Here is a 13,518-nt window from a genome sequence, read left to right as displayed (position 1 = left end):
GGATTTTAAATTTCAGATTTTGGATTGAAGATAAATCTAAAATCTAAAATCTAAAACCTAAAATTTCCTTTTCAGACAGCCTTCTTGCCCATAATCCGCAGAAATATCTTCTCTGCTTCAATCCAGACAAACATTAAAGCACTGAAACCAATACAAACGCCCAATTCCTGCATATTCAGGTAGTGAGTACCAAAGAAATCTCGCAGGGGTGGGACATAAACTAGCATCAACTGCAAAATCGTGGTGACGACAACAGCCGCTAGTACAAATATATTAGAGAAGGGATTCATCTCAATGACCAGCCGATTGTTAGAGCGAATGGCGATCGCATGTCCCATTTGGGCGATACACAAGGTAGTAAATACCATTGTTTTCCAAGCTTCGGGATTCCCCTGATACCCAGCAGCATGGGTATGTTGATAAGCCCACCACATTAAGGCAATGGTGATAATGGCAAAAATGATCCCAATGCGAATCATGTAAGAACCTAATCCCCTAGCAAAAATACTCTCGCGGGGACTAAAAGGCGGACGTTGCATCACATCTGGTTCTGGAGGTTCCACAGCTAATGCCAAGGCTGGTAAACCGTCTGTAACCAAGTTCATCCACAAAATTTGTAAGGGAGTCAGGGGAACGCCTCCCAAACCAATTAAGGGTGCGGCTGCAATTGTGAGAACTTCGCCAATGTTACTGCCCAAGATGTATTTAATAAAGCGGCGGATGTTGGTATAAACAACTCTACCTTCCTTAGTGGCGCTAACAATGGTGGCGAAGTTGTCATCAAGTAACACCATATCGCTGGCTTCTTTACTGACATCGGTGCCGGTAATGCCCATTGCAATACCGATGTCGGCTTGTTTAAGGGCTGGGGCATCGTTAACACCATCGCCCGTCATTGCTACAAATCGTCCCCGACGTTGCAATGCTTGGACAATTCGCAGTTTGTGTTCTGGGGAAACTCTGGCATAAATGCTCACTAGGTCAACGTTTTGCTCTAGTTCCTCGTCACTCATCCGTTGCAATTCTTGACCTGTGAGAACACGATCGCCTTCTTGGGCAATTCCCAAATCGGTAGCGATCGCTCGTGCTGTTAATTGGTGGTCGCCAGTAATCATCACTGGGCGAATACCTGCATCTCGACATTCTTGGACTGCTGCCCTCACCTCTGGGCGTGGCGCATCCAGCATTCCCACCAATCCCAGCCATACCAAGCCTTGCTCAGATGCTTCATCTGAACCTTCCGGTGGAATTTCCGCAAGAGATTTGTAGGCAAAACCTAGTACCCGTAGACCTTTACTTGCCATCAGGTCATTTTGTGCCAAAATTTTCTGGCGTTGTTCTTCAGTTAAGGGGGCTGAGTGATTGCCCAAATAAATCTGAGTGGAACGTGCCAAGGTTAGCTCTGGAGAACCTTTGGTAAACATTAAGTAAGGTTCAGATTGGAGAAAATCGGCGATCGCTGGGTCAACGCCTCTCGAAGACGCTTCACCTGTGGCGACTCCCTCCACTTGAGAAATCACGCTCATCCGCTTGCGTTCCGAAGAAAAGGGGAACTCAGCGACGCGAGGTAACTTACTGTTCCACTGGTCTTTTTCGATTCCGGCTTTTCCCGCCAGGGTAACTAATGCCCCCTCTGTCGGATCTCCCAAAATTGCCCATTCACCTTGTTCTTTTTGCAACACTGAATCATTGCAAACAGCACAGGCGACTGATAACGCGGAAATTTCTGGAGATTCCTCTAAGGAAACTTTTTGACCATCTAACTGAAAGTCCCCTGTAGGAGCATAACCTTCGCCGGTGACACGAAAAGTTTTGTCATTGGTATAAACCGATTGCACGACCATTTTATTTTGAGTCAGAGTGCCGGTTTTATCAGAACAGATGGTGGTTACAGAACCTAATGTTTCTACTGCTGGCAGTTTGCGAATCAAGGCATTTTGGCGCACCATTCGCTGGGTTCCCAGTGCCAATGTAACGGTAATTACAGCTGGTAAACCTTCTGGTACCACAGCAACCGCCATACTCAAGGAAACTTCCAAAAGTTCTTGGATGTTTTTAAAACCTCCGTCCTTGATGACACCACCAACGACGACGATCGCCACCAGAATTAAAGAACCCGTCACTAGGACATTACCCAGTTGAGTCATACGTTGCTGTAATGGCGTAGGTTCACTTTCCACCGCCTGCAACATCGCAGCAATTTTGCCTAATTCTGTTGTCATGCCGGTGTTAGTCACCAGAACCTTACCGCGTCCTTGGACTACTTCGGTTCCTTGATACACGACATTAAGGCGATCGCCTAATGATGTTTCCTCTGGCAATTTTAGTGATGCCTGTTTATTCACCGCTTCGGCTTCACCAGTCAATGCCGACTCACGCACTTGTAAATTAGACTGTTCTATCAAACGTCCATCCGCAGCTATCTGCATTCCAGCTTCCAGCAGCATTACATCCCCTGGAACTAGTTCCTTGGCTGCTATCTCCACCAGTCTGGTGTCGCGGATGACCCGTACTAAGGGAGAAGTCATTTTTTTCAGGGCTGCCAAGGCTTTTTCGGCACGGCTTTCTTGGACATAGCCGAGTATGCCATTGAGAATCACAATTGCTAAGATAGCAATCGTATCTTTAAATGGCACTTCACCAGGCTTCAATCCGCCCTCGCGCAAAGCCATCAGGTCTAAAAACCCAGAAATCAGAGCTACGCCAATCAGCATCAACAACATAATGTTCTTGAACTGATCTAGCAGAATTTCCCAAGCACTACGGCCAGCACTTTCTTCAAGTTCGTTGGGGCCGTATTTTTGCAACCTCTGTTGAATTTCTTGGGGTGTTAAGCCACTGTCTGCATTACTATCGAGCAGTTCTAGTGCTTTATCAACTTCTAAACTATGCCAAACGGCGGCACCTTCAGGCAGAGAATTAGCAGACATCGTGTAGGTCACAGCAAATGGTTACAAAATTCGATCATAATTTAGTGATGGCAGGAATTCCATCTTCTAAAGTTACATTAAGGCGATCGCCTAGTTATGTGAAGGAGGCGAAGGAACTTTTCTGTTGGGGATTAGACCCCGGATGAATTTAAGTCATTGAAGTCACTGAACTATGCTTAAGTGGGGTCTTAAACCCACGCTTGCTCTGGTGGCAGCAGTTCAAGAGTAAGAAGATTTTTTCTGCTGCTTTTCTTGATAAATAAATATATATGTATTTCTTAACATTTGTAAATCCTCCAATTTTGACATAGTATTATTTCTCACGAAAGAGTTAATCGGAACACATTTTACCGATAATTATGAGTAATAGAGCTTTAAAGCTTTGTTACAGAGGATATGTCACAATTAATTTTAGGCTGCCATTCCTTTCATTTCATCCCGTAGTCAATAGCCAGGATGTATGGCACGATTGCATTTCTTCATTTTTAATTTTGCGGAAAGTTGAGCCAGTCCCTTGCGTATTTCGCCGCTCAAGTAAACTGGAGTGCCATTAGGGTTTCCCAATCTAGCAAACTTTTCCAGCTGAATTTTGAATTTTGAATTACCCAGGCGTGCTAAACCATTCAATAAATATGCTTAATATGAGTTTTGCACTCCCCACTTTGACCGTTAGCCAGATGTTTGGGCAAAAAACAATTCGACCGCTTACTGCTGCTACCCTGTGTGGCATTACTTTCATTAAAGATAGACTTATTGCCATTGACAGTATTAAAGGGCATCTACTGGAGATTGATCCCACCTCTGACAACAGCAAAATTCTCAATCCCCATCAAGTTAAAGAATTTACCGATGTCACTGGTTTAGCGGTATGGGAAGATTCCCTGTGGGTGAGCCGAGAAAATAGTGTTTACTTGTGCAAGCTCAATGCTTTGGGTCTGGAACATTTTGTGACATTGCCTTATCCGGCTGACGGCGTTGCTGTTTGGGAAACAACAGTTTATGTCAGCTGCCAACGGCTGGGCTACATTTTGGTTTATGACCGCGAAACACGAAAAGAGATTACCAGATTTTATGCCCCTGGAGTTGGGATAGAGAATTTAGCAGTTAACCAAGCAATGCTATGGATTTGCGATCGCACCGAACAATCAGTGTACGCAATGGACAGGGCAACAGGAGAACTTCAATTTAGTGTCCTGACACCGTTTGAATGTCCTACAGGCATAGCAATACATAAAAATGGCGAAACCGGTAAAGAAAGTATTTACGTTGCCTACGCCTCAGAAGAGCCTTATATCCGGGATAACCCCAATGCCGATCCGAGTCATGAGCTAACATTCCGCGATCGCACTTTTATTCATCCCCTGCATTATCATTACCAACCAGATAAGCGCTACGCTCTCTCTAATGGCTATCTCATTGAAATGTCTTATGCTGAGGAAATTGCACCCTTAGACGAGGTGTATTTACCTGATGTAGAATGGCGCATCGCCCTACCATCGGAAACTGAGCGTCAAAAGGTGAAACACGTTGAAGCAATTGGTATACCCTTTACAGAAGAAGTAATAGAAGGGCAACGTGTAGCAGTCTTTAAATTTGATTCTCTTGCTCCAGGTGAACGGCATATATTTGGCTGGAAAGCACTTGTCGAAGTTCGAGGAATTAAGTATCGCATCACACCTAGAGATGTTGAAGATATACCTGAACTATCTCCAGAATTACAAACACGCTACCTAGTAGATGACGACGATTTAGCAATGGATACTACCATTGTTCGCCGTGCCGCCAGAGAAGCAATTGGTTCTGAAACCAATGTGCTACGGAAAATGCATAGCATCCGCAACTACGTATACGACCAGTTATCTTACGGTATCAAGCCTTACATTGACACGCCAGATATAGTTTTAGAACGCGGCGTTGGTTCCTGTGGCGAATATGTCGGCGTATTGCTTGCCCTATCTCGTTTAAATGGCATCCCCTGCCGCACCGTAGGTAGGTACAAATGTCCTCCCCATAGTGACTTACTAGGAGTACCACTACAACCAGACTTTAATCATGTTTGGCTGGAATTCTACGTCCCAAATTTTGGCTGGTTGCCAATGGAATCAAATCCTGATGATGTGGGTGAAGGTGGCCCTTATCCGACGCGCTTTTTTATGGGCTTATGCTGGTATCACATTGAAATTGGCAAAGGTATCACTTTTGAAACCGTGACAAGTCAAGGTGCGCGGCTAACCAAAGAAGATATCCCCATCGGTGATTTGGCGATAAATCATATTCGCTTCACAATTCTTAAAGAATTGCCGCCCTTTTGAATTTAGGTATTGGGCAGTAGGAAAAGACAAGCACATTTTCTAGTGGGGATGGGTGGGGACATCCATCCCCACTAGCTATTAACTCTTAAACTTGGCTGTGGATATGATTGAGTTTGCTTAAAATCGGCAAACTCACAGATGGAGTTAAATGGGCAAAAGCGGCAGTGGGAGCCAGGATTTGCAGGAAAAATCTTACTGAAATTAGTAGTTTTTTCCTGATATTTTTGCAAATCGTGCTGGTGCTTATGGGCAATATTAGCTAACTCAAATTTTAAAGATTCTAACTCGTAATTATTGATGCTAATTAACTCAGACTTTTTACATATTTCTAAATTATAAAATGATGCGACAGCTTCGTGTTCAGGGTAAAGATAACGAGCAGCTAGCAAATAAACTAATGCCTGTCGTTTGTCAAAAGCTGACTTACCTGTTTTGAAATCTAAAATATGTAAAGTCCTATCAGATTCAATGAAAACGCAGTCCATAGCCGCATATAACCGAAAGCAATAATCCTCTTGTTCAACTACTATTGGCTTAGGAAAACCTTCATCACCCGGAGTTAATTGGATAATATCTTTATCCAAAAGCAATGGCGCATTATGATATTTTTGCAAAATTTGCAGCACGCGTTGCTGGACTTGAACGCTTGAATTGCCTAATTTAAGTAGCTGTGCAACTCTTTCTACACCATCTGATTGCTTCAGCAGATGCCTATGATGATGAAACTCATAAACACCTTTTTGCGCGAGTATGCCAATGCGCTGGGGTGCAGTGGCTTGCGCTAGGAGTGCTTTGACTTGTGGTTCGTGTTGCCGTGCTTTGATAAACCCCCGTCTCATCTGGCAATGCCAGCGTTCTTGCCCGGTCGCTGGGGCAACTAGAGACCAAAGGTGATAACTGGCAAAAGGTCGATCGGGGGTTGACATTGCTCAGAAACAGTGAGAGAAAATACGGTGGGGCGAAGTTTCAACTAAGGCTTACTTAGAAAAGAACTTCGGGGGATAGTTGCTGCTACACACGCTTTGCAGGAAGCTTTTATAGTACTGATAATGTACGGGAGCAAGCGGCAAAAATGTCTAGCAAGATAAAATTTGGTACCGATGGATGGCGAGGGATTATTGCCGATGATTTTACTTTCCCCAACGTGCGAAAAGTAACAAGGGCAATTGCCACTTACTTGGAAACAGCCTACACAAAAGATAGACCAGTACTTATTGCCTACGATACTCGCTTTTTAGCTGACCAGTTTGCCAAAACTGCGGCCCAAGTACTGGCAGACTTGGGTTGGACTGTGAAAATTACTGTTCGGGATTGCCCCACACCAGTAATTGCCTACAACGCCCGTCACCTAAATTCCGCAGGGGCGTTAATGTTTACTGCTAGTCATAATCCAGCACCTTACTGTGGAATTAAATATATACCCGATTATGCTGGGCCTGCCACTCCAGAGATTACTGATACTATTGTGGCAAATATAGAAAGTGCATCGGATGAGTTACCTGGAAGTAACCCATCAGGTTCAATTTCAATTTTTGATCCCAAACCTGATTACCTACAATTTATCTACACTCTACTTGATATAGAAAAGATCAAAAGGGCTAATTTAAAGGTAAAGTACGATGCTTTGTATTCTACCTCCCGTGGCTATTTAGATGAAGTTTTGCAACATAGTGGTGTTCTGCTAGAGAGTTTCCACGATTGGAGGGATGTTTTATTTGGCGGTGGAATGCCAGAACCCAAAGGAGAACAATTAGTTGAGTTAGTGGAAGCTGTAGTCCGCGATCAAGCTGATTTGGGCTTGGCGACGGATGGAGATAGCGATCGCTTTGGTATTGTTGATGAACAAGGAACTGTCCTCACTCCGAATACTGTGTTGTTAGTTCTAGCACGTCATTTAATTAAAAACAAAGGTAAAACCGGCGCGATAGTCCGCACTGTGGCTACAACCCACCTGCTGGATAATTTCGCTGCTAAAAATGGGCTGCAAATTTACGAAACAGCAGTTGGTTTTAAATACATCGGTGAAAAAATGCGGGAAACTGCCGTATTAATTGGTGGAGAAGAATCAGGCGGTTTGAGTATTATTGGGCATATTCCCGAAAAAGACGGGGTATTAGCCGATATGCTGGTGGCAGAAGCGATCGCTTATGAAGGTAAACCTTTAAGTCAGATGGTTAAGGAAGCGATCGCTGAAGCCGATGGGCCACTTTACAACAACCGCCTAGACTTGCACCTCACAGAGGCTCATAAAACCGCCGTTATCGACTCCTTTACTAAAAATCCACCTCCAGAGGTAGCAGGAATTAAAGTCAAGGAAGTCGGGCGTAAAGACGGTATTAAGCTGTATTTAGAAGAAGGTAGCTGGGTTTTATTGCGTCCCTCCGGTACAGAACCACTGGTGCGCGTCTACCTAGAAACCAACACTCCCGAAAAACTCACCCAAATTGCCCAAGAGTTAAAGAGTGTCATTGCTAAATTAGAGGGATAAGAATTAGCAGTTAAAAGTTAAGATTTTTAAATTAATAATTCTTAACTCCTATTAACAGTTATCTCACTCCTAACTTTGCTCAAACTATGAAAATCGCTCCTTTTTTGACATCTCTAGTTGTAGCGGTTTGGATAATCGCGATCGCAGTTATTTCAGTTCAAAATGCCACACCCGTATCGTTAAAATTCTTAACATTCCAATCGATTCAGATACCACTGGGTTTAGTGTTAGCTTTTAGTGCTTGTTTAGGGTTAATTGGCATGGCACTGCTGCAACCTCTGTGGGGACTTGCTGGTATTGGACAGCGTAATTCTCGATTAGAAGACGATGCGGAATTTTTTGTTGACGATGAAGATTTTTGAGGATTGATAGCTGTGCAGTATCAAAACATTATTACAATCGAACCAGGAAAACGAGGTGGTAAGCCTTGTATTCGAAGAATGCGAATTACTGTATACGATGTTTTATCTTATCTTGCCTCTGGCATGACCTACGAGGAATTGCTTGATGACTTTCCTTATTTGACACAAGAGGATATTTTGGCTTGCCTAAGCTATGCAGCTAATCAATAAAGGCTATGAGCGCAACTTATAAGGCAGATTTTAATTTGTGGATTGAAGAGACAGCCCAACTATTGCGATCGCATCGCTGGCATGAAATTGATGTAGAACATCTGATTGAAGAGGTTGAAGGCTTGGGCAAAAGTGAACGGCGGACTATTGCCAGTCAACTAAATCGCTCACTTAATATACATTGGTGAGTCTTGCGAAAGTCGCTTTTACTTCTTCATCACTAGCAAAGTCTCCAGCATCCGCTTCAACAATACCCTTTTGAATTTCCTCAATTTGCCACTGATACATTTCTAGATAAGCGGCTACCGCCTCATTAAGTATGTAGCTGCGATCGCAGTTGCAATGAATTGCGATCGCTATCTATCCGAAACGTAATATTTTCTTTACTCATTGTCTTGTGAAATTTATCTTGACAATATATTTTATTGCAAGATATTGCAATGCAACCTGATTATAGTGGCGATCGCTATGCTCTCAGAGCGCCTCTAGCCTGGAAGTTTTGCAGTACATGAAAAAAGTCTACGTAGGCAGGCTTTTTAGAAAGTTTTGGGAGAGCGATCGCACTGTTATAAAATCAAAATGTCCATTCGTGATCTGGATCATCTAGAGCAGCGCGAACAGAAGCTAAATTTGCAAGTTCTTTGAATGGGCAGGATTTAGCTATTTCTGTAATTGAGTTTAATGTAAGGGCTAGTTGTTCATTATTGCCGGATGCAATCGCATTATCAACGACAGCAAACAAAGCGCGAAAGTTTTCTGCACGTTCATCAAAAGAGCGATCTAGATACGCCATCAGCAACTCTCGCTGGGCGTTAATTTTGGTGATTGTTTCGTTTTTCCAAGCTTCAATTTCTCGTCTCTTTGTCTGTTCTTGTTCAGCAATTATCTTGTATTCAGTATAGGCTAAAGAAACTGCATCAACACATTGTGTTTTTTCCAAAGCTGCTATCCCACGCCTTTTAGTCTGTTCTTGTTCTCCAATTTGCTTGTAACTGGAAACAATAGTTACTAACGATTTTGTGGCATTAACCGCAGTACATATTGTACCGATACTTGATAAAACCATTGTTAAATAACTCCCAGAGTTTTGTATTTAGCTTGGATGGTTAAAGTAGAAGGGTTTAACAGTCCTTCATTATCTAAAATAGGAATTTTCATAATTTCTGCAAGTGCTTTAATTAAAAGTGCTACCTCTTGAAATTTTGCTAGCATCGCGATCGCGATTAAAAGATTGGGCTTCAAGCTCTTGAAGTGCGGATTTAGCACGGTTGTTTAAATTACACACTAAATTAGCCAGTTCCACTGTTCGCCGTTTAACCTGTAATAGAAAATCTTGAGCTGCTTCAATATTGGCAATTTCTATGTTTACCCTAGCTTCATACTCCCGCGCTTTAGTCAAAGCTTCCTCACCCTTACCAGCAAGTTGAAAACCCCCAACCATTAACGCCGGGCCGAGTGTAATACCACCCAATACAGCACCACCAACCGCCATACTAGTACCACCACCTAACCAAGTTATGGCTCCAGTCCAAGCCGCAGCACCACCAACTTGTGAGATAGCGACTTCACTAGCCCACAATCCAAAAAACTTGGAAACAGTAACAGTACCAACATTCCTTGCTAAGGTAATTGCAGTCGAACCTGCTGCTGAGGCTGCCACGGCTGCTGATACACCACCTTTTACCCACTGTTCAGCTTTGATAACTTCTTTTTTGTACTCCTGAATTTGCTGAGTGGAGATGTCTAATCCAGTTAGAATGTCCAGATTGTTTTGGGAAGCTCGCTGACCAATTCTTTCAATAAAAGCTATAAAGTTTGAAATTGTACTCTGCTTGATACGAAGCTGCATTTGACCATAAACTTCTGCTGACTGGTTAGTAATTTCCCAGGCTGCTTTTAAGTTTTGCAAGCTCCTTTCGTATTTTTGTTGAGCTTGTTCACCGATTTCCTTTGCCTGATTCATATTGCCAATGCCTTCAGCACCTTTTAGCGCTCCGAAGGCTCCAGTAGCCAAAGCAGCAGCACCCAAAATCAGTGGAATCATGAAATACTCCTGATTGTGATTAGTATTTGGTTAGTACTTGTCTACGGGTTAAACATAAAATCAAGGCATCACCTTATACTTATGTTTCCCAGATATACTAACTAATGAACATTCAGAAGGTATAAATTTGATACTGTAATGAATGCAGTTCTCAATCCTTTTCGTGTTGGGTGCGATCCCTGTGGGAGGCTAACACCTCAATGCAATGGACAAGCGATGTCTACGACGGGCTGCGCCTACACACTCGGCTTGACGCTAAAATATTAGTCGCAATCTTGTGGAGATGATTGGTAATGAAAATTAAAGCACTTATCTGGTAAGAAGATGGTGTGTGGTGTGCTTCTGTACCTGCCCTACCGGGATGTCACACTTGGGGAGACAGCTACGAACATCTATTAGAAATGCTGCAAGATGCAATTCAAGGTTGCTTGGAAGTTGCTAGTCAACGGGAAAAACTTCACAGAATCTAAGTTTAGCAATTTTAGGTTACTTGTAGCTTCAGGTAATCAATGAAATCCAGAATTTCTGTATCAGTGAGTTGTAGACGCGATCGCTTACCATATTTCTGCTGCAAATAATCCCTTCCCTGCTCTGGAGTCCAATTTAATTGGGCTAAATATGTGTCAGTTTTAGCTATAAAAACATCACGCTGTTCAGGCGTTTTTATATTGTCACTTGCTTCTGGTTGAGATTGATTTTTATCTTGATTATAATTGTGAATTCTATTAATTTTTAAACTTACTTTTTGTCCTAAAGCTTGCCAGTCTAATTCCTTATGTCCATCCCAACTAACACCTACAGAACGATAAGTTATTGGATCGTAAATTTTACAAAAAACCACATTACTATCTCCAGGACTAACGGCGATCGTTAGTGGATTACACAATTCTTTATAAGTAAGGGTATCTAAAGATAACAATAAACTTTTAGAAAAGAAAGAGTCGCTACCTGAACGGATAATATAAGGTTTATCTGCCAAAATATATAAATCGTTTTTTTCAACTGGCCCGAATTTAGTTTCAACCTTTTTATTAACTTCTATCTCTGTAATTACCCCAGTCAAGGCTCTTTCATAAATTGGGATGCGTTTTTCATCTTCAGCAAGCATATACCAGCAGTGATCGGATTCTTTGCTGATAAAGACATATTGAGGTTTTGGGACTGCTCCAAATCCTAATTTAACTTCCATATTTTTGATGCAGGTTTTGATAAATATATTTATTTAGCAACAAGTCATTACGATTTATACCGTTAAGCTATTAGTTGCTTATAAATATAATTCCCTACCCAGGAAGCTAATTAACATTAAGACAGTAAAAATTACGAAATTTGGTGAACCTATAACAAAGTTTCTGGATCGAGACCAAGCGCATTCAACCTTTCAATTAACATTTTCACTTTTTGTTCTGCTTCCACTCGTCGCTCTTCTTCAAAAGCTGCGCGTTCTTCCGCTTCTCTAATACGTTCTTCTGGTGTGAGCAATTTTTGCCCTTCCTCGTCATACCAGTACAACCATTCCCGGACTATACCTTGATAAATTCCCCGTTCCCGTCCAATTCCTAAACCAATTTCTGGTAGCCAAATGGGATTTCCTGACATTAAGATATATTCCCCATCAACTAGGTGATACACCTCCAAAGGTGTCTTTTTCCGGCGAAGGGGACTATACACAACATAGTACAAAATTCCTAATTCTTTGGCATAGAGTTCTTTCTTGCTGCTATGTTCTTCCCGATATATTTGAGAAACAACTTCTAGTGCTAAAATTGGCAGCTTTTTTTCTTCCCATAGCACATAACTTAGGCGTAAGTCCTCATCAATTACACGTTTAACTCCTAAGCTGAGAAACCCATCAGGGACAATGGCTGGTTTGTCTGGGTGATAATAAATACCCATATCAACACCAAAAAACCAATCCCAGCGATCGCACCAAACTAAAGCCAGTGTCGTTTTCAGCAAGCCGGGAATTAAATTTTGGACTTCATTATCCACAGGGGTATCATTTGAGTCGGGTAGCTCTTCGGAAGATGGCAAACAATGTAGCGGATTGTAGTTTAACATGAGCGGTTTTGCCAAATCTGATTCTAGATAGATTGTACGTAATCTATTGATGTGCGATCGCAGCGACAGAATAAAGAACCATTTTTAGCTATGCCGACTAGCCTGTCGTAGCCATAGCTTCTCTTTATTTTCAGTATTGAAAAGCAATTGCAAGTGTAATTTTCTAATTAGGTAATTTTTCGGTACTGACTATGAGAGTGTCTAACCCACAATAGCAAAAAAGGGTGGAATATAGTTCAACTAGAACATTCCAGAAGTCGCAGAATATTCAATTTCATGGTGAATTTGGTAGCTGGGCTGATTAGCTATACCTACCAAGAGAAAAAACTTTTTCTCAACCTTGACTCTGAAAATATGGCGTAGCTGGAACTTAGCTGATTTTTAGCCCGATTTTTTTCTAAATCGTACTTAAGTATCAGATATGTCACCACAGAGCCATTCACGAATTTTAATCAAACATTTTTTAGCCGTTTTTTTACCATTATCGGCCTTCGTTGGAAGTGTTGTAGTAACTATTTATTACCAACAGGTACAGACGGAGAAAATTGTATTAAAAACTAATGAATTTGACAAGGTAGATTTACAAACAAAAGTAATTAGCGGAGACTTTTACTCCGTTGTTTCAGATTTGATTGTCATTTCTAAACAAAACGAGCTACAGAGAATTTTAGAAGGAGTAGATGCAGATAAACAGGCACTATCCAGAGAATTTTTATCATTTTCTCAATATAAAAAACTTTACGACCAAATTCGTTTTTTGGATCAATCAGGTAAAGAAGTTGTCAGAGTCAACTTCAAACAGGGTGAACCAGAGATTGTCCCCGAAGAAAAACTGCAAGTGCAAGCCAAGCGCTACTGGTTTAATGACACTTTGCAACTGAATCAAGGAGAAGTGTTTGTCTCTCCCCTTGACCTCAACATTGAACGAGGTCAGGTTCAACAACCCTTGAAGCCAATGATCCGCTTTGGCACACCCGTTTTTGATCGTCGTGGACAGAAACGAGGGATTGTAAGTAGGACAGGGTGAAAAAACCAAATTGTGTAAAGATAAGTAAATACACATAATGTATCTACCACGGTAACAGGTATATGGGCAGCCGTTTAAGGGTAT

Annotated in this window: 14 protein-coding genes and 1 pseudogene; 9 read left to right on the top strand and 6 right to left on the bottom strand. The window is 42.0% G+C overall.

Features of this window, described 5'->3' with window-relative positions:
- Positions 1-71: 71 nt before the first annotated feature.
- A complete protein-coding gene (locus H6G86_RS32380; RefSeq protein ID WP_190937755.1) occupies positions 72-2,930 on the bottom strand; it encodes a cation-translocating P-type ATPase in 2,859 nt (952 codons plus the stop codon).
- 17 nt (positions 2,931-2,947) lie between these two features.
- On the opposite strand from H6G86_RS32380, the gene H6G86_RS39720 reads away from it, so the two are divergent.
- Together H6G86_RS39720 and H6G86_RS32375 are read left to right on the top strand one after the other, a co-directional pair.
- Positions 2,948-3,076, top strand: coding sequence for a hypothetical protein (locus H6G86_RS39720; protein WP_277883697.1), 129 nt, complete (start codon positions 2,948-2,950; stop codon positions 3,074-3,076).
- A gap of 495 nt (positions 3,077-3,571) precedes the next feature.
- Positions 3,572-5,242: a transglutaminase-like domain-containing protein gene (locus H6G86_RS32375; protein ID WP_190937754.1), complete on the top strand. Its 1,671-nt coding sequence runs from the start codon at positions 3,572-3,574 to the stop codon at positions 5,240-5,242.
- A gap of 71 nt (positions 5,243-5,313) precedes the next feature.
- Here H6G86_RS32375 and H6G86_RS32370 read toward each other — a convergent pair whose 3' ends face one another.
- On the bottom strand, positions 5,314-6,168 hold the full coding sequence (locus H6G86_RS32370; RefSeq protein WP_163927458.1) for a PD-(D/E)XK nuclease family protein: 855 nt from the start codon (positions 6,166-6,168) through the stop codon (positions 5,314-5,316).
- 146 nt (positions 6,169-6,314) lie between these two features.
- Here H6G86_RS32370 and H6G86_RS32365 point away from each other — a divergent pair, with 146 nt between their 5' ends.
- The 4 genes from H6G86_RS32365 (at position 6,315) to H6G86_RS32350 (ending at position 8,490) form a co-directional block, all read left to right on the top strand.
- Positions 6,315-7,730: a phosphoglucomutase/phosphomannomutase family protein gene (locus H6G86_RS32365; RefSeq protein ID WP_190937753.1), complete on the top strand. Its 1,416-nt coding sequence runs from the start codon at positions 6,315-6,317 to the stop codon at positions 7,728-7,730.
- A gap of 86 nt (positions 7,731-7,816) precedes the next feature.
- Positions 7,817-8,092, top strand: a complete 276-nt coding sequence (locus tag H6G86_RS32360; protein ID WP_190937752.1) for a LapA family protein — start codon at positions 7,817-7,819, stop codon at positions 8,090-8,092.
- Positions 8,093-8,104: 12 nt separating this feature from the next.
- Positions 8,105-8,302 carry a DUF433 domain-containing protein gene (locus H6G86_RS32355; protein WP_190937751.1) on the top strand — a complete coding sequence of 66 codons (198 nt, stop codon included), beginning with the start codon at positions 8,105-8,107 and terminating at the stop codon, positions 8,300-8,302.
- A 5-nt stretch (positions 8,303-8,307) separates the two neighbouring features.
- Positions 8,308-8,490, top strand: coding sequence for a DUF29 family protein (locus tag H6G86_RS32350; RefSeq protein ID WP_190937750.1), 183 nt, complete (start codon positions 8,308-8,310; stop codon positions 8,488-8,490).
- Between the two features lie 386 nt (positions 8,491-8,876).
- Here the strand turns inward: H6G86_RS32350 and H6G86_RS39120 are convergent, their stop codons facing one another.
- Both H6G86_RS39120 and H6G86_RS32335 read right to left on the bottom strand, forming a co-directional pair.
- Positions 8,877-9,368, bottom strand: coding sequence for a hypothetical protein (locus H6G86_RS39120; RefSeq protein ID WP_242065083.1), 492 nt, complete (start codon positions 9,366-9,368; stop codon positions 8,877-8,879).
- A 108-nt stretch (positions 9,369-9,476) separates the two neighbouring features.
- Positions 9,477-10,346 carry a hypothetical protein gene (locus H6G86_RS32335; protein ID WP_242065082.1) on the bottom strand — a complete coding sequence of 290 codons (870 nt, stop codon included), beginning with the start codon at positions 10,344-10,346 and terminating at the stop codon, positions 9,477-9,479.
- Between the two features lie 329 nt (positions 10,347-10,675).
- Here H6G86_RS32335 and H6G86_RS32330 point away from each other — a divergent pair, with 329 nt between their 5' ends.
- The gene (locus H6G86_RS32330; protein WP_313931531.1) at positions 10,676-10,816 is read left to right on the top strand and encodes a type II toxin-antitoxin system HicB family antitoxin; all 141 of its coding nucleotides are present in this window, start codon (positions 10,676-10,678) and stop codon (positions 10,814-10,816) included.
- A gap of 11 nt (positions 10,817-10,827) precedes the next feature.
- Here the strand turns inward: H6G86_RS32330 and H6G86_RS32325 are convergent, their stop codons facing one another.
- Together H6G86_RS32325 and H6G86_RS32320 are read right to left on the bottom strand one after the other, a co-directional pair.
- A complete protein-coding gene (locus tag H6G86_RS32325) occupies positions 10,828-11,535 on the bottom strand; it encodes a hypothetical protein (protein WP_190937749.1) in 708 nt (235 codons plus the stop codon).
- Positions 11,536-11,684: 149 nt separating this feature from the next.
- Positions 11,685-12,407 carry a Uma2 family endonuclease gene (locus H6G86_RS32320; protein WP_190937748.1) on the bottom strand — a complete coding sequence of 241 codons (723 nt, stop codon included), beginning with the start codon at positions 12,405-12,407 and terminating at the stop codon, positions 11,685-11,687.
- Positions 12,408-12,635: 228 nt separating this feature from the next.
- Between H6G86_RS32320 and H6G86_RS39115 the strand changes: the two are divergent.
- Both H6G86_RS39115 and H6G86_RS32315 read left to right on the top strand, forming a co-directional pair.
- Positions 12,636-12,770: pseudogene (locus tag H6G86_RS39115) on the top strand (IS982 family transposase); the annotation flags it as partial.
- A 58-nt stretch (positions 12,771-12,828) separates the two neighbouring features.
- Complete coding sequence (locus tag H6G86_RS32315) at positions 12,829-13,434, top strand: cache domain-containing protein (protein ID WP_190937747.1); 606 nt, start codon at positions 12,829-12,831, stop codon at positions 13,432-13,434.
- Positions 13,435-13,518 lie beyond the last annotated feature (84 nt).

Source organism: Nostoc sp. FACHB-133 (assembly GCF_014698055.1).
Classification (GTDB): Bacteria; Cyanobacteriota; Cyanobacteriia; order Cyanobacteriales; family Nostocaceae; genus Nostoc.
The sequence above is the reverse complement of the archived record's forward strand: the minus strand, read 5'-3'. Positions and strand labels throughout refer to the sequence as shown.

Excerpts from the sequence above, each read along its gene's own strand:
- H6G86_RS32380 (WP_190937755.1), bottom strand. The coding sequence starts at position 2,930 with ATGTCTGCTAATTCTCTGCCTGAAGGTGCCGCCGTTTGGCATAGTTTA.
- H6G86_RS39720 (WP_277883697.1), top strand. The coding sequence starts at position 2,948 with ATGGTTACAAAATTCGATCATAATTTAGTGATGGCAGGAATTCCATCT.
- H6G86_RS32375 (WP_190937754.1), top strand. The coding sequence starts at position 3,572 with ATGAGTTTTGCACTCCCCACTTTGACCGTTAGCCAGATGTTTGGGCAA.
- H6G86_RS32370 (WP_163927458.1), bottom strand. The coding sequence starts at position 6,168 with ATGTCAACCCCCGATCGACCTTTTGCCAGTTATCACCTTTGGTCTCTA.
- H6G86_RS32365 (WP_190937753.1), top strand. The coding sequence starts at position 6,315 with ATGTCTAGCAAGATAAAATTTGGTACCGATGGATGGCGAGGGATTATT.
- H6G86_RS32360 (WP_190937752.1), top strand. The coding sequence starts at position 7,817 with ATGAAAATCGCTCCTTTTTTGACATCTCTAGTTGTAGCGGTTTGGATA.
- H6G86_RS32350 (WP_190937750.1), top strand. The coding sequence starts at position 8,308 with ATGAGCGCAACTTATAAGGCAGATTTTAATTTGTGGATTGAAGAGACA.
- H6G86_RS39120 (WP_242065083.1), bottom strand. The coding sequence starts at position 9,368 with ATGGTTTTATCAAGTATCGGTACAATATGTACTGCGGTTAATGCCACA.
- H6G86_RS32335 (WP_242065082.1), bottom strand. The coding sequence starts at position 10,346 with ATGATTCCACTGATTTTGGGTGCTGCTGCTTTGGCTACTGGAGCCTTC.
- H6G86_RS32325 (WP_190937749.1), bottom strand. The coding sequence starts at position 11,535 with ATGGAAGTTAAATTAGGATTTGGAGCAGTCCCAAAACCTCAATATGTC.
- H6G86_RS32320 (WP_190937748.1), bottom strand. The coding sequence starts at position 12,407 with ATGTTAAACTACAATCCGCTACATTGTTTGCCATCTTCCGAAGAGCTA.
- H6G86_RS32315 (WP_190937747.1), top strand. The coding sequence starts at position 12,829 with ATGTCACCACAGAGCCATTCACGAATTTTAATCAAACATTTTTTAGCC.